Source organism: Chitinophaga oryzae (assembly GCF_012516375.2).
GTDB lineage: Bacteria > Bacteroidota > Bacteroidia > Chitinophagales > Chitinophagaceae > Chitinophaga > Chitinophaga oryzae.
In genome coordinates, this window is the sequence record NZ_CP051204.2 from 1,529,661 (window position 1) to 1,551,734 (window position 22,074).

General features: G+C 50.3%; 15 protein-coding genes and 1 tRNA gene. 9 read left to right on the forward strand and 7 right to left on the reverse strand.

Annotated elements, in window-relative coordinates; all coding sequences use genetic code 11:
* Positions 1-3 precede the first annotated feature (3 nt).
* The gene (locus tag HF324_RS06340; RefSeq protein ID WP_168862148.1) at positions 4-3,585 is read right to left on the reverse strand and encodes a T9SS type A sorting domain-containing protein; all 3,582 of its coding nucleotides are present in this window, start codon (positions 3,583-3,585) and stop codon (positions 4-6) included.
* Between the two features lie 444 nt (positions 3,586-4,029).
* Here HF324_RS06340 and HF324_RS06345 point away from each other — a divergent pair, with 444 nt between their 5' ends.
* From HF324_RS06345 to HF324_RS06360, 4 genes are all read left to right on the forward strand, one after another.
* Complete coding sequence (locus tag HF324_RS06345) at positions 4,030-5,010, forward strand: gliding motility protein GldB-related protein (RefSeq protein WP_168810559.1); 981 nt, start codon at positions 4,030-4,032, stop codon at positions 5,008-5,010.
* Between the two features lie 115 nt (positions 5,011-5,125).
* Positions 5,126-6,070: an FkbM family methyltransferase gene (locus tag HF324_RS06350; protein ID WP_168810561.1), complete on the forward strand. Its 945-nt coding sequence runs from the start codon at positions 5,126-5,128 to the stop codon at positions 6,068-6,070.
* A gap of 175 nt (positions 6,071-6,245) precedes the next feature.
* Positions 6,246-6,596 (forward strand): DoxX family protein, encoded by a 351-nt coding sequence (locus tag HF324_RS06355; protein WP_168810563.1) that lies wholly within the window; start codon positions 6,246-6,248, stop codon positions 6,594-6,596.
* A gap of 2 nt (positions 6,597-6,598) precedes the next feature.
* Complete coding sequence (locus tag HF324_RS06360; RefSeq protein WP_220100684.1) at positions 6,599-7,024, forward strand: hypothetical protein; 426 nt, start codon at positions 6,599-6,601, stop codon at positions 7,022-7,024.
* A gap of 41 nt (positions 7,025-7,065) precedes the next feature.
* On the opposite strand, the gene HF324_RS06365 is transcribed toward HF324_RS06360, so the two are convergent.
* Positions 7,066-8,031: a metallophosphoesterase family protein gene (locus HF324_RS06365; RefSeq protein ID WP_168810565.1), complete on the reverse strand. Its 966-nt coding sequence runs from the start codon at positions 8,029-8,031 to the stop codon at positions 7,066-7,068.
* Positions 8,032-8,143: 112 nt separating this feature from the next.
* Positions 8,144-9,160 carry a cyclase family protein gene (locus HF324_RS06370; RefSeq protein ID WP_220101279.1) on the reverse strand — a complete coding sequence of 339 codons (1,017 nt, stop codon included), beginning with the start codon at positions 9,158-9,160 and terminating at the stop codon, positions 8,144-8,146.
* Between the two features lie 149 nt (positions 9,161-9,309).
* Between HF324_RS06370 and HF324_RS06375 the strand changes: the two genes are divergently transcribed.
* A complete protein-coding gene (locus HF324_RS06375) occupies positions 9,310-9,609 on the forward strand; it encodes an ArsR/SmtB family transcription factor (protein ID WP_168810567.1) in 300 nt (99 codons plus the stop codon).
* 85 nt (positions 9,610-9,694) lie between these two features.
* On the opposite strand, the gene HF324_RS06380 is transcribed toward HF324_RS06375, so the two are convergent.
* Positions 9,695-10,975 carry an EndoS/ChiA family endoglycosidase gene (locus tag HF324_RS06380; RefSeq protein WP_220100686.1) on the reverse strand — a complete coding sequence of 427 codons (1,281 nt, stop codon included), beginning with the start codon at positions 10,973-10,975 and terminating at the stop codon, positions 9,695-9,697.
* Positions 10,976-11,618: 643 nt separating this feature from the next.
* Here HF324_RS06380 and HF324_RS06385 point away from each other — a divergent pair.
* On the forward strand, positions 11,619-13,919 hold the full coding sequence (locus HF324_RS06385) for a mechanosensitive ion channel family protein (RefSeq protein ID WP_168810569.1): 2,301 nt from the start codon (positions 11,619-11,621) through the stop codon (positions 13,917-13,919).
* A gap of 71 nt (positions 13,920-13,990) precedes the next feature.
* Here HF324_RS06385 and HF324_RS06390 read toward each other — a convergent pair whose 3' ends face one another.
* From HF324_RS06390 to HF324_RS06400, 3 genes are all read right to left on the reverse strand, one after another.
* Complete coding sequence (locus HF324_RS06390) at positions 13,991-14,806, reverse strand: alpha/beta fold hydrolase (RefSeq protein WP_168810571.1); 816 nt, start codon at positions 14,804-14,806, stop codon at positions 13,991-13,993.
* Positions 14,807-15,076: 270 nt separating this feature from the next.
* Entirely contained in the window at positions 15,077-16,192 is a 1,116-nt protein-coding gene (locus HF324_RS06395) for a hypothetical protein (RefSeq protein ID WP_168810573.1), read from the reverse strand.
* Positions 16,193-16,715: 523 nt separating this feature from the next.
* A tRNA-Asp gene (locus HF324_RS06400) sits at positions 16,716-16,789 on the reverse strand.
* Positions 16,790-16,898: 109 nt separating this feature from the next.
* Here HF324_RS06400 and HF324_RS06405 point away from each other — a divergent pair.
* From HF324_RS06405 to HF324_RS06415, 3 genes are all read left to right on the forward strand, one after another.
* Positions 16,899-17,876, forward strand: coding sequence for a glutamate--tRNA ligase family protein (locus HF324_RS06405; RefSeq protein ID WP_168862149.1), 978 nt, complete (start codon positions 16,899-16,901; stop codon positions 17,874-17,876).
* 69 nt (positions 17,877-17,945) lie between these two features.
* Positions 17,946-19,163: an AraC family transcriptional regulator gene (locus tag HF324_RS06410; protein ID WP_168862150.1), complete on the forward strand. Its 1,218-nt coding sequence runs from the start codon at positions 17,946-17,948 to the stop codon at positions 19,161-19,163.
* A gap of 122 nt (positions 19,164-19,285) precedes the next feature.
* Positions 19,286-22,072, forward strand: coding sequence for a TonB-dependent receptor (locus HF324_RS06415; RefSeq protein WP_168862151.1), 2,787 nt, complete (start codon positions 19,286-19,288; stop codon positions 22,070-22,072).
* The last annotated feature ends 2 nt before the right edge of the window (positions 22,073-22,074 follow it).

Sequence of the window (22,074 nt, forward strand, 5' to 3'; positions counted from 1 at the left end):
CAATCATTTGAAAATTATGAACACCTTTCCGCTGCGGGTCCCTCCGTTGTCCATCACCAGTACGTAAGTGCCGTTGTTCAGTTCTCCTGTGCCGATCCTTGTTTCCGTAGTGCCGTTGGCGGCGGTCCAGGTTTTTACCCTTTGCCCGTCAACGGTATACAGGGTGATAGCCCCCCTGCCTTTCACCGCAGGATGGCCTACCACCAGCCTGTCGGAGACGGGGTTGGGGTAGATGGTGAGGCCGTTGTTTTTGGATATACCGGCAGATGATAGGGCCTGCATCAGCGCTTTGTCGGCCTGCTGACGCATCATCAGCGCATTGCCGATAGTAATGGTTTGGCTGTATAGGGTGCTGCCGGTGCCATCTGTACGGGAGCTGCCGATTTTGTAGTAGCAGGTCTGTGCCGGTGCTGCCGGGTCGTCCAGCACATAATGTGTCTGGTTGATATTGGAAGGGATGGTGGCGATTTGGGTGAAGTTGACATTGTCGGTGGACCGGAAGATGCCGAAGGTAAATACGTCTTTGGCCCAGTCGATGTCGAAGCTGATGCGTACGGTGTCTCCGCCGGTGCGGATGCCGGAGGCCTGTGTGAAGGTCACCTGCTGGTCGGGCGAGGGGATGGCGTTGAGATATTTTTCCAGCATGGTAAAGCCGTCGCTGTCGAGGCTGTTGGCAGCGATGCCGGTGGAGTCGCCGCCTTTCATTTTCTCCCACCAGTTGGGCAGGCCGTCGTTATCCGTATCATCGGGGTAGGTGGAGGATTGGAGGGTGGGCCATCCGCCTACGGTGTTCTGGCTGTCGATGATACCGGAGGGAATGCCCATGCCGGCTGACTGGTAGCTGCTGTCGCCGAAGGTGGCGGTGCCGGTACGTGTTTCCCGGACGATACGCCTGTCTACCGTGTCCCTGCGGGGGAGGATGGCGCCTACGCCGGCCGTCACGGAGGTGAAGGCATCCTGCGCTGTCTGCGTCGTCACCGGCGCGTAGGGAAACGGTGTGTTTACGCGGGCGGTGGCCAGCGCAGCTTCCGCGCCGGGCTGCCCGTCGGGATGTACGCCATAGGTCCAGTTATTGGACGACGTGTCGGTGGTTTCTTCCACGCAGGGGTAGCCTGGCACGTAATTGCCTTTGATATAGAACTTGCCGCCGGGGATGGTGTCGCCGGCGAGGGATACGCTGAAAGTAGTGTACATCAGGATGCGGTGACGGCGGTTGGCAGTGGCGCAGCCGGCTTCGCCGGTAGTAGCCGGACCGGGTTTGTAGTAGTTGTTGACCATATTTTGATGGCCGCCGGCGCCGCCATAGGTTGATCCCGCCCAGTTGTACACCACATTGTTCCTGAAATCAACGTATTCCAGTTCCGGCTGGCCGGTATTGGCGCTGCCGGAGAAACGGGGATTACGGTTGCTGTGGCTGGCGAGGAGGTTGTGATGGAAGGAGACCTGCTGGCCGCCCCAGATGCCTCCGTAGCCGTGCGGCGTCTCTTTCACATGTTTGGACTTGTAAAGGCTTTCGCTCAACAGGCTCCATTGCAGTGTGAAATTGGAGATGGCATAAAAAGAGCCGGCTTCGTCGGTGGACCAGCTCAGGGAGCAGTGGTCTACGATGATATTGGAAAACGGTTTGGTGACCGGTGAACCGAAATTATTGTACATGGCGTCCACTGCTTTGGCGGTATCGTTCGGGTTGAGGATGATATCGCCGGGGCGGCTGCGGATATAGCGGATGATGACATTGTTGGCCCGTATGCCCATGCCGTAGTTGGCGAGGCAGATACCGTCTCCCGGCGCTGTCTGTCCGGCGATGGTGATGTTATCCTGTGTGATAACGACAGCGCTGAGGAGGTTAATGGTACCGGAGACTTTAAACATCACGGTGCGGTTAGGCTGGCTGACAGCGTCGCGGAGGCTGCCGGCGCCGGAGTTATTGAGATTGGTGACGTAATACACGCTGCCGCCCCTGCCGCCTTTGGCGAACCTGCCTGCGCCTTCAGCGCCGGGGAAGGCGATCTGGCGGAAAGGGTAGGTGGTGCCGCTGATCATCACATTTTTGGTGACGAGGTATTTACCGGTAATGGCGGCGGTGGTCCAGGGGTACACCCTCAGGTAGAACGTTTTGCCGGTGGGCACGTCGATGTTCAGGTTACTGAACGTATAGGCTACCGGCGTGGCGCCTGCAGTCAGCGCCTGGTCAGCCGTGAAGTCTGTGAAAGAGGTGCCGTCTGTGGACCAGGCGATGCGTGCATGGGCATAGTCGGAGGAATTGAAAGAGAGGGGAACGGTTACCTGTTGTACTGTGAGGCTGTTGCCGGTCACAGGTGCGGCGGTATATTGTATGTACCGTCCGTTGTCCGGGGCTGTGGCCGCCGGCCAGGTGCTGTCCGGTGGCAGCAGCCGCTGGCCGCCGTTGCCGGTGATATAGTTGTTCACTTTCAGGCCGGTGAGTGTTTGCGCGGCAGCGGTGACATCGCCGGATACGGCGGGCGACTGGTCTGTCGTGAGCGCCCACGTAATGGCCGGTACGATGTACGTATAGCCGGTAACAGTTACCTCGCTGATGGTGAGCGGGCTGGTAGTGGCGGTGCTGCTCCACGGAGATACGCGGAGGTAAAGCGTTTGCCCGGTGGTGGCGGTGATATCAGGCGTATTCAGCGCATAGGTGTTGGCGGTGGCGCCGATGGAAAGCGTAGTGTCCAGTGTCGTATAGTCGGTACCGTTGACAGACCAGGATACCCGGGCCTGCCCGCCTGCGGCGCCGAAGGCGAGTGACAGGGAGATGCCGGTAGCAGTGAAGGCGTTACCGGTAGTGGGCGTGACGGCGAACTGTGCGTATCTGCCGGCCGCCGGCGCGCTTTCAGCGGGCCAGTTGCCGCCGGTGGGCGATAACTGCTGCCCGGCGCTGTAGCCGGCAACAGACAAGCCGTTGAGTGTCTGGGCAGCTACGGAGATGTTACCTGTGGCGGTACCCTGCTGGTTGGCGGTCAGCGGCCACGCTGCTACCGGTGCGGTAGCGGTGATCCCTTTGATGGCCACATTTTTGGTGATGAGATATTTGCCTGTCACCACACCGGTGGTCCACGGAGAGATGCGGAAGAACAACCTGCCGTTGTTGCGTACGTTGATGTTCAGCCCGGTGAAGGTATAGGCGGTAGGGGTGGAAGAGGATACCAGTGCAAAGTCGGTAGTGACATCGGTGAAGTGTATACTGTCTGTAGACCATGACAGCTTTACCCTGCAGGCGCTGGAGCCATTGAAGCTAAGGGATGCCGCTATCTCTTTTACGGTAAGGGTGCTGCCGGCAGCGGGAGCAACAGTATACAGCATATTGCGCGTATCGTCGGCGCCTGTCTGCGCCGGCCATGTGCCGCTGGAGGGGATGGTCCGTTCCCCGCCGGAGATATAATCGTAATGCACCAGCCCATTGAGCTGCTGCGCATTGGCGGAGACGTTTCCCGTGGTTACCGCCTGCTGGTTGGCCGTAAGCGCCCAGGTAGCGGTAGCGGAAGTTTGCGAATAGGCGTTTCCGTTAGTTACGGTAGTGACAAACAGTGTTGCCGGCAATAAATGAAGTAGCCATTTTTTCATAAATATTCCCCCGGATATTTAGTTGTGTGAATATTTTTCGGTATTTGCCGGAAAGCATTGCCGGGCGGTCATATGACCGCATCAGGCGTGCTTCGCTCCACATTACATGGAAGACACTGTTGATATGAAAGACGTGGTGAACAGGCTTCTTTTGTTTCTCTTCTTCCCTGATGCTATAGAATTATTCTGGTTGATACAGTTTCTCTAACAAATTACGTCCGAAACCGGTTACTTTGCAACCATTCGGGCATATAAATCTCCGAGAACGTTACCGGAAATAAGGGAAGACCGGGGGAGGCCGGCATATTTATGGCAGGCGCGTTGTCCGTTAGGATGAAAAGACCGCGAAAATCCATAACACAAAATAGTATGGCGGATAATTGGGTGGTTGGTCGTTTTTCTTTATTTTACCGATCTTTCCTCCGCCAGCAAATGCCATCTTGCATGAAAAGAAAAACCTGTTTGCGCAGCAATATCTCTGTGAGCTGTATTGTATTTATTTTGTTATTCACCTGTGCCGGCCGTGTTCATGGCCAGGACACTTCCCGCGTCTTTACCTCCGATGTAGACCATTTCTGGGAAGCCTTCGATAGTGTGCAGACGGTGAAAGATACTACCCGGCAGATAGCCTTTATGCAGTCTTTGTATATCGACAAGGGTACCGAGGGGCTTAAACTGTTCATGAAGCTCAGGAGGTTCGATGCGCCGAGGCTGGTGACGGCGATCAACAAATACCCGAAATTCTGGGCATCTGTCCGGGAAAACACGCTGAAAGTAAAACCGAAGATACCGGCTATTGAAACACATATCCGGGAGTTCAAAGCGTTATATCCCGATCTGCGTCCGGCAAAGCTCTTTTTCACCATCACGGCTATACGCGCCGCGGGCACGGTACGGGATTCACTGGCTTTGATAGGAACAGAAATCGCCACCGGCAATAAAAACACCGATGTGTCCGAGTTTCCTGACAAACGGCTGGCGAACTTCTTCCGGACGCAAAGCACCGACAATATCATCCCGGTAGTGGTGCATGAATATGTGCATACCCAACAACGGGCAGAAGCGAAAATACTGCTTGGGCAGGCGTTGCATGAAGGCGCCTGTGATTTTATGACAGAGCTGATCCTGAAGGAACCGCTGATGAATTCCTATCTCCAGTATGGGCGGGAGAACGAAGCGGCGCTGAAAGAGGCCTTCAGAAAAGAAATGCTGGGGGAAGATTTCTCGAACTGGCTGTACAACGGCGCTACTACGAAAACGATGGGCGACCTGGGCTATTTTATGGGGTATACCATTTGTAAGTCCTACTACCGCCGCGCTAAAAATAAAAGTCAGGCTATAAAAGATATTATCACGTTGAATTACGGTGACCAGGCTGCCCTGATGGCATTTCTGAAGAAATCACGATATTACGGCCGGATTTAAAGCCCGCCTGTGGCCGTTAACAGATACGATTGTTATTTTTATATATTGTGAATCGTGTTTATATTTACCGGTATTTCAGCGGGTTATCCACATCCATTTAAACAGCAGAACCTAGATGTCATTAATAGAAAAAGTACTTAATACACCGGAGTTAATCAATCAGCCGCCCGTGTTGGTGGATATCGGCGCGTCGGGCGCTATCCACTTCAGGTGGAAGAAGATTGCGAAATATGCCGTCTGCATTGCCTTTGACCCGGATGACCGGAAATATGGTTACATCGTCCGTGAAAACGATAATTACCGGAAACTGTATGTTTTTAACTGTGTGGTGGCGGATACTTCCAGCGAGGGGCAACCGTTTTACCTTACACAGTCGCCTTACTGCTCCAGCTTTCTGGTACCCCGCACGGAGGACCTGAAGCCGTATGCTTTTGCGGACAAGTTTACCGTGGAGCGGGAAACGAAGCTGATGACGCGCACCATCCCGGAGGTATTACAGGAACTGAATATCGGGTATATCGACTGGTTCAAAACGGATTCACAGGGACTGGACCTGCGTATCTTCCAGTCGCTCGATGAAAAGATGGCCCGCGATATTAAAATAGCAGAATTTGAGCCGGGCATTATGCATGCTTACCATGGCGAAGATAAACTGCATGCTGTGCTGCGGCATATGGACAACCTGCCCTTTTTCCTCAGTGAAATCACCGTAAAGGGACCGAACCGCATTTCACAGGAACAGCTGAAGAGCGTCAGCTCCAGCCCCTTCCTGCAGAAGCTGTTGGCCGCTTCTCATAAGGAAACTGCCGGCTGGGGTGAAATGGTGTACCTGAATAATTTCGATGCCCGCGATCATCAGTCTCAGCGCGACCTGCTCCTGGGCTGGGTCATCGCCACGCTCAATGAAGAGTATGGCCTCGCCTTGCAGATAGCCGCCCAGGGCGCCGAACAATACAAAGCGCCTATTTTTGAAGAACTGCGCCGCGGCAGCATCAAAAATATACGCCGCAGCTTATGGAAGCTCCGGTTTATGAGCCATGTGTGGAGAAAACTGTTTTAATATTTGTTTATATAGCCACGCGACGGCCTGCTCCCGGGAGCAGGCCGTCGCTTTTTATAGCCGGCCGGAAGTAAAAAAAAGCGAAAAGTTCACCATAATTCAGTAAATTATATTGTCGAGCTTTGTTACCATCAAAAGTGAATGATCCCCGTTAACGCTACTAATATTGTTTGTCATGGTCTTAAAAATCATTAATGCTATACTGATCCTTGTTGCTGTATTCATGGGCTTTAAACAGGGATATGCCATGTTTTCCGGGAAACCGGAGATGCTGGAGATGTTTGGCAAATGGGGTATCGGCAAAACAGGCGTGATGATCAACGGGATTATTACCATCCTGGCGGCCGTACTGATACTGTTCCCGAAAACTTTTGTGTGGGGTAATTTCCTGATGGCATTAGGTATCCTGCTGATCATTTGTTTTCACCTGCTGGACAAGGACCTGAAAGGCGTGCTCATTGAACTGCCTTTCCTGTTGCTCAACCTGGTGATCATCTACCTGCAACATCCACTCAAAAATGGTTAATCATGTATAGGACTGTTATCGTCATGGCGCTTTGCGGGCCGCTGATGGCCGGTGCGCAAAGCCATCCCCGGAAAATAACTGAACAATCATCTCCCAAAAAACAAACGATGGACTTATCAAAAATAACCCACCCAAACGTGAGGAAAGCCATAGAGGCGCTACAGGCCGGCGACAAAAGCTGGTATTCTTTTTTTGCTGATCAACCTGTGATGACAGATGACGGGAATACGGTCGATTTTAAATCCTTTTTCGGAAAAGCGCTGGGGCACGAAAAATTCCTGTCCATCGATAAGGTGGAGAATGAAGGCAAAGAGGTGTATGGTAATTTCAAAGCCGGCAGCTGGGGCACTTTTAAAGTGTTTTTCAAATTCCATGAGGGGGCCGGCGGTAAGTTTGACCGGCTGGACATAGGACAGACGAAGTACTGATGTGAATAAACGAGGCGCCCGGTAATTGCCGGGCGCTTTTATTATGCCAGGCGTTTACTGAGTTTGAGGGTGCGGTTGGAGATATGGGGCACCGCGGGGTAGGTCCACGCGTTTTCCGGCATACCCAGCGCGGTGGGAGTTTTCCCAACGAAGCTGCTGGTCCTGCCGGTGATTTTCGTAGTACCGTCGGCGTGAATTTCCACCAGCGCCCATAGCGGATCGCGGTAGAAGGACATGTATTTCATCAGCGGGTATTGCTGGTGGATGGCGGCGTCAAACGGTTCGTCCACATAACGGGTGCCCCGCCAGAAATAGGTGGCGCTGTTGATTTGCACGTGATGCACATCATTGATGCGGTTATAATAATCCTGGTGGAAGTGGCCGGAGAAGGCCAGCTGCACTTTACGGAATCCCGCTTTTTTGTTGGCATGTTCGAAGAGCAGTCTTACCTGTGCTGCGTTTTCCACCGCGTTATCGTTATCGAATCCCTGGTGACAAAATACGATGACGGGCAGTTGTGTGTTGTCGAGGTCTTTGGCCAGCCACTGCAGTTGTTCCTCGCCGATAAACCGTTCGTATTTCCATCTGGGCTTATGGTCGGGGTTGACATCGTTACCATCGAGTACTACAAAGTGATATCCTTTCAGGTCGAAGGAGTAGTAGGTATGCGGAATTTTCCAGTACCGGGCGGCGTCAGCGGGCGTGAAGCCGCCGTCCGTTTCGTGGTTGCCTACTACGTGGTAAGCAGGGCCTTTGAAACGGTTCCAGATGTCCATGATAATGTTGTTTTCCTGTTTAGGCTGACAGAAATCGCCCAGCTGGATGATCATGTCTGGTTTAAGCTGTTGCATATCGCCGATAAAGGCCTCCAGCCGCCTGGCGGCGTCGAAGGCGAAATCCTGGTGCAGGTCGCTGATGATACCAAAGCGTATAGGCGTAAAGGTATCTTTTCCGGTTGCAGAAGGGGTGGCGGTGCTGAGCATGGGTACGCTTAAACCCGCCATCATTGATAATGAAGTATTCCTTAGAAAGTGTCTTCTTTTCATGAGGGTTTAAACTACAAATAAAAAAGGACAAACCATAACTGGTTTGCCCTTCGGAATATTATTGGACGTCGCGTTAATGAATGGCGACAGGGTTGATGTTTACCTGTGTGGAACCAACGTATAACGGTTGGCCTAACACGAAAAGAAATTCCCAGGCCTTATCCTGCACCAATGCACGGCTGTCAATCAGCTCCAGGTTATAGATCCCTCTTTTGGCCAGCATGAACTGGTTAACAGGAAATTCTGCTTTTGTGCCGGGATTGGGATATACTTCAGATGCCCAGGTGTCGCCACCGAAAGCTACGATGCCCTGGTCAGCCAGCCATTTGGCGGCTTCCATGCCGATGCCTGGTTCTACTTCGAGGAACTGTTTGTTATCTTTTCCGATCAGTTCCAGCCAGCCGGTGTTGAACAGTACCACGTCGCCCTTGCGCAGGGTGATGCCTTCTTTTTTCAGTACGGCTTGTATGTCAGCGACGGTGAACTCGGTGCCGCCGGGCACTGTTTTTTTGCCGTAATGTGCCGTCATGTCCAGTACTACGCCGCGTGTAACCATGGGCGGTACTTTTTCGATGCCCAGTTTTCTGACGCCTTCCACAGTCACGAAATCAGCCGCTTTGTTACCGTTGTAATATACGTTGTCGATGCCGATGTGGCCGATACCGTTCAACTGTGTGCCTACGCCTGTCCAAGCGGTTACCAGTTCATCGTTAAAGCTGAATTTATTGGGGCCGAGGGTGTTGCCGCCCTGTTCGCCGGGTTGGATGTTGTACAGGTGGAAGCTGCGGTGCCGGAATGCCGGCAGGTTTTTATCGATGGGCATTGCCAGTGGATAGGTTTTCCCGGTTTTGACGAGTTTAACGGCTTCCCGCACTACTTCCGGTGTGAGCAGGTTGACAGCGCCGATTTCATCGTTGGCGCCATAGGGAGATGTATACCAGCTGGTGTCGTTTTGCTGTGCAGGCGAAGGCAGTGCCGCGAAGGTCATGCCTGCCAGGATGAAGATTTTTGTTAACAGTTGCTTTCCCCACATGAAGCCTCCGGCGGTGGACAATGCCAGCGGAGACCTGCCCGATTCTCTGTATTTCATTTTTTGTTTTTTTGATTTGACAATGCAAAAGTCCGCCCTTTTCTACTATTTTTAAAATAGTATAACTGATGTATTTATATCAGAATAGTTATGATAACGATGTCGGATAAAATCGCTTTCTTTGTATTGATATTTCGAGAAATATAGATATGATAGAACTGTTTAAGATTTTATCCAATGAGCATCGCATCCAGATCCTTACCTGGCTGAAGGACCCGCATGAACACTTTGCGGCGGAGGATATCGAACCGGAGGTAAAAGACTACGGGGTATGTATGAGCGTGATCCAGAGGAAAGCGGGGATCTCCCAGTCCACCGCTTCGGCTTATCTCTCTTCTATGGTCAGCTGCGGGTTGCTGAAGTCTGTCCGGGAAGGCCAGTGGACGTATTACAAACGTAACGAAGAAAAGATCAGGGAACTGGCAGAATATATTAAAGAGACCCTTTGATGAAGTTTTTTACGAAGCAATTTTGATATAGCCATCTAAATAAAAGCGCCCGGCAATAACCGGGCGCTTTTATTATACAGCAGTATTACTGGATTTTTACGGAACTCATTTTGTCGTTCGCGCTGGGAGACAGCCCACCCAGCCAGCTGTTGCTGCTGGTCAGCGTCCAGGAGGTACCGGAGAAATTGTCATCGGCATAAATAGTAACAGACCAGCCGGAAGGGATTTTTACGGAAGATGCCCAATCATTCGCCACACCTTTTGCCTGTAACTGGGATAAGGTGTAATTGCCTTTGGCGATGGGCTGCGACGCTGCGCCACCATAGCTTGCGTCCTGGTAAAATATCACCCCGGTTGTGGTGCTGCCGCCACTGGGGTTCATAATCTGGATCAGTTGTTTGCTGACGATGTAGGTAGGTGCGTACATGGTGTTATCGGTGGAAGATGTCAGTGGTGCATCTCTGTCTATCGCATAACTGAATACGCCGCCTTTTTTACCGGAGGTAGGTTCCCACCGGGCGTAGTCATAAGCGCGGCCGGTGCCGTTCACGGGATAGGTTACATCATACCATACGTTGGAAGGATAACCTCTTTCTTCATAAAACGAGAAACCGGGTACAAACTGTGAAGATTGAATATAGGGAGCGAAGGTGGACCAGGTGGATTGCAGGGTGCTGGCGCCGCGTCCGTATGCCTGCAGCCACACATAGTCGACCATGGTATACACCTTTTGGAAAAGACTGTTGCTGCCGCTTCTGTTGGTATCGAATGTTAATAACTTCCCTGTGCCGGATTTGGGGCCCAGGTATTTGGAGAGCGCCTTATATACGCCGGCCATATCGGTCAGTTCCTGGCCGGACGGTTCACTTTCTATATCGATATCATACCCGTCGAAACCATATTTATTGACTACACTGTCCATGATATGTTTGGCTGTTTTGGCGTAACCTATAGAATCATGGGTAGCGCCGGCAACGAGGTCTAACCCTCCTGTCAGGATTACTTTGGTGCCTTTCGTATGCAGCGTGTTAATCCATCCGGGTACCTGGGATGCTATCGGAGAAGAGGGAGAGAAACAAAAGAGGATTAATATGTCCAGGCTGTCGGGTACCTGTGAGAAGTTGGTGCCAAATGGCGCCGGGCCATAGCAGGGGCCTTCCAGCCGGTAAAAGGCTGCATAGATTTCATGGGGCCTGCTTTTGTACGCCAGCAGACTGTCAAGGGATTCAGTAACAGCCCCTGATGCTTTGGCTGCTTCACTGTTGGCAGCTACATCGGCGGGACGTTGGTCTTTAGTACAGCTGATGCCGAAGAGCATCATCATAAAGGCGGTCAATAAACTGAACGATAAACATTTCGGTTTCATTTTGGATGAATTTTTATGGTGAATAATAATGCCGGTAGTATCATTTTCGGGTTGACTAATGATTTTGATTAAACGATTTACCTACACGGCCATGGCTGTGTACAGCAAATGAACTAAGGAACAAACGGGTGCTTCAGCAATAATTTTTATTACTGTTTTCCGTACGCACGAAACCTGATGATGCACTAATACCTTAAGAATGGGGGAGTATTGTTATATGCATAACAATACGGGTTTAACTACTTTTCATTATTCATGGAACCAATTTATATAACAGCGCTCTCTAAGGTAAAAATCGACAGATGACAGTAATTTACATAAAAATTGAATGTGGTATGCGTGTTATTTTCGCCAAGACGTGTAATATTTTGCAGGTCGTTGCCGGACGCAATACGTAGCCCGGCCTGCGATATCGCCGCAGACAAAATAAGAAATTATACAATTGAAAAAATATCATTATATTTATCCCGCTTTTTTAACGATCCCCATAACCCGTCACCGCTTTTAATACTTGTTTCACTTTCCTTTCAGGGCGTATGCTTTTGAACGGGACATCTTTGCCTACATACACATGACAACATCCATGCATGGTACATGCACGAGAATACTGGTATCACTGGTTCTCCTGTGCGGATTAAATTTTATGGGAAACGCGGCGTGCGCACAATCCGGAAAAGACACCACAGCCGTCACCGCATCCGGCCCGGCGAAACTGAGCGTCGACAGCCTGCTGATACGGATGGAAGATCTCCACAACACCCTGGACCGCATTAACGATATCACCTCCCGGGGATTTGATACGCGCGGCATGCAGGAAGACCTGCCTGAAATAAAATCCAACCTGCAGACGATTGAAGATAACCTGAAGCTGTATAATAAGGTTTTAAATATCCGCAATCTGCAGATGTTCCACGTATTGCTGGCCGACATGCGCGAGCACCTGGAGGACTGGCGCTCCCGGTTGTTCAATTACAACAAGGAACTCGTGAAAATGAATGCGGAGATGATGGCCTTTACCAAAGATTCTTTTGTAAAACAAATCAAAGCAGATACTACTTTCAGAAACTTTTACCTGCCTGAATTAAAAGAACTAAAAAGCAAATGGGTAGAGGCCAAGGCTGCCACCACGCAACATCTGGATAAAATCTCGCTGTTACAGGCGGGAGTTTCCGGCAGTTACTTTAAAGCGTTGGAACTGGAGAATAAAGTCGATAAACAGTTAAAGGTTTTTAGCCTTAAATCGCTTGGCAAAGAATACAACTATCTGTGGGAGGACAACGGCCACAGGGATGCTGCCGCCGATACGCTGACCCAGCAGTCTTCCCGGTCGCTTGAAGGACTGGGTAAAATACTGAATTATTACGCTGGCAATCATTCCGATATCTGGTGGTGGATGCTGTTGATAGGACTGGTATTTTTCTTCCGGGTGAACAAACAGTTCAAGAGAATAAAAAAAGCAGGCAAAAGCGAATTGCTGCAGCCGCCCTATATAAAATACCTGCGGGCGCTTCCCTTTGCAGGAACGCTGGTAATCATACTGAATATCGCATCTTTCTTTGACCTGAACGCGCCGGCAGCATATATTGATTTGTTGCAGTCCTTTTTGCTGATCATACTGACGGTCCTGTTCTGGCGCAGGTGGGAACGCCGGATGTTTATTTACTGGATCGCCATTGTGGTGTTATACATGCTGACAACCGGCACTGCTGCCGTTGTCGTGCCCGACTTACGCGTGCGGATATGGATGCTGGTGCTGAATGTATTGTCTGTAATAACCGGCCTGTTTATTTATTTCCGTATTTATAGGAATTTATCTGCCGGCAAGCTGGTCAGGATCGTGTCGGCAGTCTTTGTTGTTTTTAATGTGCTGGCGGCGCTGTTCAACCTGTACGGCCGTTTAAGCATAGCGCAGGTGTACAGCACTGCTGCCATCGCCGGTTTACTGCAGATTATCGGCCTCACGGTGTTTGTACAGATCGTGGAAGAAGCTTTTTATCTCCAGATGCAGTCCAGCCGGATAGCGGGTGGCATTACGGCCCGTTTTGACTTTGAGAAAATACGTGAAGGATTACACAAGATATTGACGGTATTGGTGGTGGTGTTGTGGCTGATGGTGTTTACCACCAATCTGAATATCTATAATGATTTATATAATGGAATCAGCAGCCTGATCTCCACGCCCAGGATTATCGGTACCACCTCTTTTACCCTGGGCAATATCCTGTTGTTCTTTGTGATCCTGTTAATTTCCAATCTCTTCCAGAAATACATCGGTTACTTTTTTGGGGAGACAGACGATGATATGGTAGGGGAGGTAAAAGAGAAAAGTTCCCGGTTGCTGCTGTTACGCCTGCTGGTGCTGGTCGCCGGATTTCTGATCGCTATTGCGGCATCCGGTTTGCCGATGGACAAGATAACCGTGGTACTCGGCGCCCTGGGCGTGGGCATTGGTCTGGGCCTGCAGAACATTGTGAACAACCTTGTGTCCGGTGTGATCCTCATCTTTGAACGGCCGCTGAAAATTGGCGACTATGTGGAAGTTGCCGGGCAGAAAGGCCGGGTAAAAGATATCGGCATCCGGTCCAGCAGAATGGTGACTACAGAAGGCGCGGAAGTCACGGTGCCGAACGGGGACCTGTTATCTTCCAAACTGATCAACTGGACACTCAGCAATAATCATATACGAACGGAATTGTTGTTTACTATCGCACCATCTTCGGCACTGCCGCTGGCGAAGGAAATCATCCTGGAAGAGGTGTCCGGATCGGATGCCATTATCGGTAAAGTAGCGCCTGAATTACTGGTGAAGAGTATTAACGACAATAACGTAGCACTGAAGCTGCAGGTATGGATCCGGAATGTACACCATGAAGAAGCTTTTAAGAGCCGTATGCTGCAGCAGGTTTATCAGCGGTTAAAAGACAATGAAATTACGATGTCCTGACATGTCATTTCTTAGAATGAAAACAGCCTTCCCATCGTTGAATGGGAAGGCTGTTTTTAATTAAGTCAGGCTTACTTCAGAAAACCGTTGATATAATTGGAAAGGATGGCTGTTTGCATCATCAGGCTGACATGGCTTTGCCCGGGGACGATGGCCAGCTGGGATTTCGGTGCTGCGCCCAGATCTGCCGTACCCCCGCCTCCTAATAATTGATAGGTTTTTATCAGCTCTGATTTGTTCATCCCGTCGTTGTCGCCGGAGATGATCAATACAGGCGCCGTAATCTTTGCAATATTGTCATCCCCGAGATCGAATGGTGCTGCAGCTGAAGCAAACATCTGTTCCAGGAACTTTGTCCATTTGGTTTTATCCGGTGCTACTGCGTCATAGGCTGTTTTCAGCGGTGTATTTTCGAAAAATTCAACCTTCATGTTTTTAAACGCGTTGGCGACTTCCGGCTGCCAGCCACTGGTTTTATACGTAGCAGAAATGATGACTAATTTTCTTAGCCGCTTAGGGTGTTGTATGGCGAACTGGTAAGCCACCTTGCCGCCAAAGCTATATCCAACTATATCTGCGCTGTCAATTTTCAGGTGGTCCAATACGCCCGCCACATCGCTGGCCAGCGTGGCAAGCGACAACGGTCTGTCTGAATATTCGGTATGCCCATGCCCCTGCAGTTCAACAGCAATTACCTTTCTGTTTTTGGACAGCTCGGGGATTAACTGGGCCCAGTTCAGGCCAATGGTCATATAAGCCCCATGCAGCAGCACTAAAGGCGTGCCCTCGCCGTATACTTCGTAATAAGTTTTGATGCCATTGGTAGCGGCGTAGCCGGTTTCGGAAGGTTTAACAGTTTGTGCGCCGGATGTAGATGCTGTAGACATAAAGATCGTGATTAAGAGTATGGATGTAAGAAGATGACGAATGCGGAAGAACGTTTTCATAAATAACTTTCATTTATTTGACAATACAAAGATGAAAATCATTTCAGAAATGGACACTGTGCGGAAACGACAATTTGGGGGGTTGATTCCGGCATAAATTTTTGTCTTTTGTCACCTGCTTATGCCGACTTATGAAATACTTTTTTAGCTTTTCCTTTTTGTTCGTGGAACGATGACACTAAATAGCCTTTTTATAGCAAAACAGGTTGTTTATTTGTTCAATTCATACCTTATTTGCAAAGGCTCATCCAGGCTGGATGCAACCTCTTTCATTGTAGCCAGCGGTAACAATAAATTTGTTGTGGTATCAGGTTCTTCGAGCTGTATCGCCTCCGGACCAATGTTAAATTCCAAATCGCTATTCCTAAGTAAAGCCACCTCTCCTCCGATTGCCGAACATAATAACAGCTGCCCATTTTGCGATCTTGTCAATGAGCTGCAGAGAGAATCGCAGCATTTGACCGAATCGAAAATTTTCCCTGTTTCCTGTTCAATTTGGCATATATGTCCATTATAATAGGGTATTATCAGTTTGGACGACGAGATCAAAAAGTCATTGTTAAAGGTGATGCCCCTGGTATTGCCCCAAGGTCCAGGCATATTTAACCCCCCATCGTCCGTAAACTCGTTGACAAACTCCAGTGAAGGAAATCTATTTACCTGGTAACTAAAGGGGGGAAAGCCACCCGTTGTAATAATCTCTTTGCCATTCTCAGAAAAGTTGCAGGCGCCTGGAGAAAATAATGTGGAAATATATCTTTTGTAAAGCCTTACTGAGTTATCTTTTATTTCAAAAAAGCGGATGCTTCCAGTATCTTCTGATTCAGTTATTTGAACTGCAATGATCTGCTGATTCGGATGAACGATAATGTTCTTTGTATACACCTCGCATAATGCATCGCTATTTTCCCACTTTGATAAGGTATCCAAATGATAAAATTCAATTTTGAATGAACCGGCGTTTGCGGCAATTAAAAGATTCTTTGAAGGAATGGCACGTATGCAGGAATAACCATTCAAATGTGGGGACAAATTATTTTGCACTACATCTCCACACGTTCGTGAAATGCTTCGTGCATCGATATTCCATTCAATATTCCCCGAACCGTTTAATGCAAACCAAATGCGGTCCCCAGCCGAAAAACAGGCATCCAGAATAACAAATTCAAACTGGTGGCAGTAGGAAAGGGTTAATTGATCTTCGATTATATCAATAACCGCAAATTCAGAGGAGTTATCAAATAATATCAGGGCTCTACTTCCACTTTCATTAATCAATGACTTTGAAATTCTATGCTTTAAATCTATTTTATTTACTATTTGCATTTCTTTCAATTTTTGGTGGTTGTATTTCCAGGGTAATTGTGGTATTGAAAGTTTCGAGTTAAACCGTTACGGTTAAAAATATCGAATAATCGCTAAATTTAATGGGTGTGAAAATCAAAATTTAATCCGGACCGCAAATGGAACCATAAACGGACCTGCAGATCGTACGGAGATGGTTGCTGAAGTACTTTCTCGGTGCGCTGATGTCCAATGTATCGAACTCAGATTTATCCAGAAAGGTAGCCTTCCGGAATGGCTATGTGGAGCGCTTCAAAAAGATGAGGGCTCTGAGGGGAAACTTTAGTCGAAAACGTTACTGTCTGAGGGGAGCTTTCACTGTGGCTTTTCAATTTTTGGGTATCGGAACTGATATTAGCGGGTTTAAAGTTAAATCTCCGTATTTAAAATAGCCACTTTGAAACCAATATGACAGTTGAAAGCATGATTAACGCAATGATTATAAAAACGTAAAAGGCGCTCATAGTTGAGCGCCTTTTTGTTTGAGTCTATTGACTTCATCTTGCGGACTGGACGGGACTCGAACCCGCGACCTCCGCCGTGACAGGGCGGCATTCTAACCGACTGAACTACCAATCCTCTTCCCCTAAGGGAGTGCGAAGGTAAAGATTTCTTTTTTTATTTTCCAACAAATCGGCGAAAAAAATTTTCTGCATGTTTTCTCCGGCCCGCTTTATAACGCGCAAAAATGCAAAGACATATTATTTTTGTGCAAAACAATGTCCACATAGAAAAAACCGTACATAGCCAGACTTACCCGGCGCATCGCAAAACCCGTATTGCGCCCACGCCCAGCGGCTTCCTGCACCTGGGCAATGTGTTTTCGTTTGTGCTGACAGCCACGCTGGCGCGCCGCACCGGCGCCGCCGTCCTGCTGCGCATCGATGACATGGACCAGCAACGGGTACGTCCCGAATACGTACAGGACATTTTCGATACGCTGCATTTCCTGGAAATACCCTGGGAGGAGGGCCCCCGTACACCGGAAGACCTGCACCGCCAATGGTCGCAGCTGCACCGGGAGGCGCTGTACCAGCAGGCGCTGGAAGCGTTGAAGGAGCAAGGCAAACTGTTTGCCTGCGATTGTACGCGGTCGCGGTTGCAGCAGACGGGCGGCGTATACGGTGGCCGCTGCCTCCGCCGCGGGTTGTCATGGGACCTGCCGGATGTCTGCTGGCGTATCAATACCGAAACACCGTTGCCGCTCCAGATGCATACGGGCAACGGCGCGCTGCCGGTAGCCCTGCCTGTGGAACAGCGGCATTTCGTGGTGCGGAAAAAAGACGGCCACGCCGCCTACCAGCTGGCTTCTGTAGTGGACGATGATTACTTCGGCGTCGACCTCGTTGTCCGGGGGGAAGACCTATGGGATTCTACGCTGGCGCAGCTATACCTTGCTGGAACGGCTGCGATGGACCGTTTCAGCCGCACCACCTTTTACCATCATTCCCTCCTGATGGAAGCGCCGGATAAAAAACTCTCCAAGTCAGAAGGCGCTACTTCGGTACGGTATCTCCGGAAAGCAGGAAAAACAAAGGCGGACATCTTCTCCGCCATCGCCGGTATGTTGGGTATCCGCGAGCAGGCCACCGGCTGGGAAGCGCTGGGAGACCTGTTGCTGGACCATTACCCCGTATTCCGGCAGCCGGCGCCGGTACAGCCCTGAGCGACTGGTAATAATTTCTTAATAGTGGTTATGTAGCTTCACCCCCGGAATCATATAAACCAGGGTGTTATGAAGTATATTATTTTACTGGGAGCCTTTCAGGCATTGGTGGTGTTCAGCATATTCGTCATCCATCATAAGAAAAGATCTTCTGATAATATATTGAGTTGGTTTTTAATATTGGTGTTTGTCCACCTGGGAGCGGGCTTCATGCTGCATACCCTGTTTCCCCATGCGGAAATCCACAAACAGTACTACACCTTTATTACGCTGATGTATGCGCCGGTATTATGGATGTATACCACTCATCTGTCCGGAAGATATCAGCAGGCCAGGTGGAGAAACTATCTCCATTTCCTGCCGGCGATGGCTGCTGCTATCGCCTACTTCACCATCGCCGGTTATATTATCGCCCATGACGGAAAAACTCCTCCCGCCATTATTTATTATAACCAGGCGGTAGGGTACACCGCGATGATCTCTTTCCCGCTGTACGCTATCTTATCGCTGCGGGAAGCCCGGCGTATACCGGCTTTCTGGCGTTCGGAGATACAGCTGGTACGGTGGATGGCAATCGTCTTTTTAGGGACTGCATTTTTTAGCGTGGTACTGACCGTCAATAATTACCTGCCGCCTGCCTCGCGGTTTATCATGGACAGCCATCTGTGGGGAAGAATATTTACCTACATCTCATTGCTGAGTATCTGTCTGGCTATCGGCAGGGTGAGGATTTTATTTTTGATGGATACCGGCACCACACTGCCGCTGCTGCAAGATACTCCGCCAGCACCTGCTGCTGAAGAAGAAGAGCCGGTAGCCGATGCGCCGCCGCTGCCCCGTAAATCGGTGTTGTCTGCCGGACAACAGGCTGCTATTGCCGCACAGGTGAAACAGTGGATGCACGAAAAAGCGGCCTATAAAGATCCCGAACTGACGCTGGATAAACTCGCCGCCACGATGGAGATATCCCGGCACCATCTGTCTGAAACGCTGAACCAATACCTCGGACAGTCGTTCTACCAGTTCATCAACGAATACCGGATCCGGGAGGTGGTGAAGCTGCTGGATAAATACCGGGCGGACAAAGAAACACCTAACATCCTCTCTCTGGCGTTCGAAGCAGGATTTCATTCGAAGTCGTCGTTCAACCAATACTTTAAAAAGGTAACCGGTACTACCCCTTCCGCCTATATGAAAAATAAAAATACGGTGGTGGTGACCGTGGAGAACGTCGTGAAAAACGCGCTGGCAGGAGGAGATAACAATTCCGTAATATTTCATAAGTAATTGATTATTATTTAGTAGTAAGGTTGTTTGTTTTCCCCGATCTACAAAGCCGTACGGATTTATCCAGAAGGACGACTACCATCAGCCCCCGGCCCACCTTTGCGGAAAAATATTTTTCGCCCATGAGCAGCCGGCTTTTATTACTGATTTTACTCCTGCCTGTTTTCTGTACAGCACAGCAGATCCGCGGGAGTATTTTATCCAAAGAGGGACCATTGCCCTCTGCGACCATCGTTATCGACGGCGCCGGAGCGCAGACCGATCTTTCCGGGGTATTCAACATCACCCTTCGGAAAACAGGTAAAGTGACGCTTAAAATCAACTACGTAGGGTTTGCCGTTAAAATAATAGCGGTAGATGTCAAACCGGGATTGAACCAACTGGGCGCCATCATGATGGAGCCCGCCAACGACGTACTGGGCGAAGTGGTAGTGAAAGGCGCCTCCGCCGGTTCACAGATACGGGCCATCAGCATCAAAAAGAATGCGCCGGGCATTATGGAAGTACTGGCCGCCGATGCCATCGGTAAGCTGCCGGACCGCAACGCGGCGGAAGCAGTACAGCGCATCCAGGGCGTATCCATTGAACGGGACCAGGGCGAAGGGCGTTACGTGTCTGTCCGTGGAACGCCCATCCAGTGGAGCGCTACCCTGCTGAACGGCAACCGCCTGCCTACCGCCAGCCTGGATTATACCGACCGCCGTATCCAGATGGATATTTTCCCTTCAGAACTGATAGAATACGTACAGCTGTCCAAAGCCATCACCCCTGATATGGAAGGGGATGCCATCGGCGGGTCCATCAACTTTATCACCAAAGCAGCGCCGCAGTCCAGGATGCTGCGGATCAACACCGCCGGCGGTTACGGCGACCAGGCCCGCAAAGGTTCCTATAACGCGTCCATCGTTTATGGCGACCGCCTGCTGAAAGGCAAACTGGGCTTTGTCGTGTCTGCCGTTATATGGGACCGTACCTCCGCGCAGGACCGCTACAATATGAACTACGATTTCGCCAATCCGAACGCCCGGCAGTCGTATTCCATCACCGACCTGCAGCTGCGCGATTACATCGCCCACCGCAAAACCACCGGGCTGAATGCCGGCCTGGAATATAAATTCAACGACCGGCATAAGATGCAGTTCAGAGGGATATACAGCTCGTTCCTGGACGGGCAGAATGTACGGGAGACCTATTTCTATTTCAACAATAAAAACGCTACCATTACAGACCGGGCTTCCAACTACTTCACGGACCTGTATTCCGGTGAACTGAGCGGTCAGTCGGTGTTTTCCGGAAAGCTCACGCTGGATTGGGCTGCCGGCCTGGATAAATCAAAGTTCCGGTTTAAAGACCCGGGATATTATCCCATGGCCACTTTCCAGCAGGCGGTCACCTACGACGGTCTCGCCGCCGACGGTAAAAAGTACCTCGCCATGGACGCCCCCGATGGAAAAGGAGATGTAATAGACGCCGTGTTGCCGCATATATCGGCCAATACGCCCATCACTGCCGATGCCATGAAACTGTCGCAGGTGATCATGCTGCGCGCCACCAATTGGGAGGAAAACAAACGATTCAGCTTTAATTTAAAGTATACTCTGTCAGAAAAACTCCTCCTGAAGTTCGGTGGTAAGTTCATTCATAAAGACAAAGTGGTACAGTCGCCTTACAATGTATACATAGCAGGCATGCAGGGGGCGGCGCCATCCATGGCGGGCCTCGGCACCGAGCCCTTCCCATACAACGGCGGCTTCCTGTCTGAAATTCATTCACCCTATAACAACGTGATCATTGATCAGATGGCGCTGGGCAACCTGCAATCGCTGGTCACGCCGGAGGGCATCAGCCGGTATAAGCTGTATCCTTTCCAGGTGGATTCCGCTACCAACGCATCCGGCGCTACCAAATACTTCAACGGTGTGGAAAACGTATATGCGCTTTATGTGATGGGAGAATACAAGGTGTCCGGCAAACTGACGCTGACCGGCGGTATCCGCAACGAGTACAATAGGGTAACTTTCAACGGCAGCAAGATAAACGGCAAACAGGTGACGGCCCTTACACAGGACAACAGCTACAACGCTTTCCTGCCGATGCTGCATGTGAAATATCAGCTAACGGAGAAGGATATACTGCGACTGGCATATACCCGCAGCTTCGCCCGCGCAGATTTTAATAACCTCAACCCCGGCACCACGCAGGACGATGCCAACAAACTCATCACCCGGGGCAATGCGGCCCTGAAACCCACGTTTGCCAATAACTTCGACCTGATGGCAGAACACTATTTCGGCGGTATCGGCATGGTCAATATAGGCGCTTTCTATAAAAAGCTGACAGACCTGGTATATACCAACCAATCTTCCGAAAACATCAACGGCATTCAATATACCGTGAGCGAACCGCAGAACCTGCAAGGCGCCTGGCTGGCGGGTATCGAAGCGGGGTTTGTGAAAAGATTCACCGGCCTGCCCGGCTTCTGGAAAGGTTTCGGCGTAGATGTCAACTACACCTACACGGATTCCCGTGTGAAAATCCCCCGGTTTGTGAACAGCGAAAAGGTGGAAGACAACAGCGTAATCCCCAAACAGGCCAAACACATCTTCAACGCCTCGCTGCTGTATGAATACGGAAAAGTAATGGCGCGGATAGCGGGTAACTATAAAGGCAAATACCTGGACGTGATCCGTCAGGCTGCCGGTCCGGACCACTACCGCTGGTATGCGGAGAACTTTACGGTCGACTTTTCCGCTTCCTGCGCCATCGCGCCGAAAATCAGGGCATTCCTCGAACTGAATAATATCACCAACGCGCCGGTACGTTACTACCACGGTACCTTCGATCGTGTGGAGCAAGCCGAATGGTATTCGCTCCGCGGACAGATAGGCGTGAGCGTTAAAATTTTCTAAAG

What these genes read in the sequence shown, in the direction of transcription:
- HF324_RS06415 (WP_168862151.1), top strand. Translation starts at nt 19,286, where the DNA reads ATGAGCAGCCGGCTTTTATTACTGATTTTACTCCTGCCTGTTTTCTGT.
- HF324_RS06395 (WP_168810573.1), bottom strand. Translation starts at nt 16,192, where the DNA reads ATGCAAATAGTAAATAAAATAGATTTAAAGCATAGAATTTCAAAGTCA.
- HF324_RS06365 (WP_168810565.1), bottom strand. Translation starts at nt 8,031, where the DNA reads ATGATGGCGGGTTTAAGCGTACCCATGCTCAGCACCGCCACCCCTTCT.
- HF324_RS06385 (WP_168810569.1), top strand. Translation starts at nt 11,619, where the DNA reads ATGGGAAACGCGGCGTGCGCACAATCCGGAAAAGACACCACAGCCGTC.
- HF324_RS06345 (WP_168810559.1), top strand. Translation starts at nt 4,030, where the DNA reads ATGAAAAGAAAAACCTGTTTGCGCAGCAATATCTCTGTGAGCTGTATT.
- HF324_RS06340 (WP_168862148.1), bottom strand. Translation starts at nt 3,585, where the DNA reads ATGAAAAAATGGCTACTTCATTTATTGCCGGCAACACTGTTTGTCACT.
- HF324_RS06410 (WP_168862150.1), top strand. Translation starts at nt 17,946, where the DNA reads ATGAAGTATATTATTTTACTGGGAGCCTTTCAGGCATTGGTGGTGTTC.
- HF324_RS06355 (WP_168810563.1), top strand. Translation starts at nt 6,246, where the DNA reads ATGGTCTTAAAAATCATTAATGCTATACTGATCCTTGTTGCTGTATTC.
- HF324_RS06390 (WP_168810571.1), bottom strand. Translation starts at nt 14,806, where the DNA reads ATGTCTACAGCATCTACATCCGGCGCACAAACTGTTAAACCTTCCGAA.
- HF324_RS06375 (WP_168810567.1), top strand. Translation starts at nt 9,310, where the DNA reads ATGATAGAACTGTTTAAGATTTTATCCAATGAGCATCGCATCCAGATC.
- HF324_RS06380 (WP_220100686.1), bottom strand. Translation starts at nt 10,975, where the DNA reads ATGAAACCGAAATGTTTATCGTTCAGTTTATTGACCGCCTTTATGATG.
- HF324_RS06405 (WP_168862149.1), top strand. Translation starts at nt 16,899, where the DNA reads ATGCAAAGACATATTATTTTTGTGCAAAACAATGTCCACATAGAAAAA.
- HF324_RS06350 (WP_168810561.1), top strand. Translation starts at nt 5,126, where the DNA reads ATGTCATTAATAGAAAAAGTACTTAATACACCGGAGTTAATCAATCAG.
- HF324_RS06360 (WP_220100684.1), top strand. Translation starts at nt 6,599, where the DNA reads ATGTATAGGACTGTTATCGTCATGGCGCTTTGCGGGCCGCTGATGGCC.
- HF324_RS06370 (WP_220101279.1), bottom strand. Translation starts at nt 9,160, where the DNA reads ATGAAATACAGAGAATCGGGCAGGTCTCCGCTGGCATTGTCCACCGCC.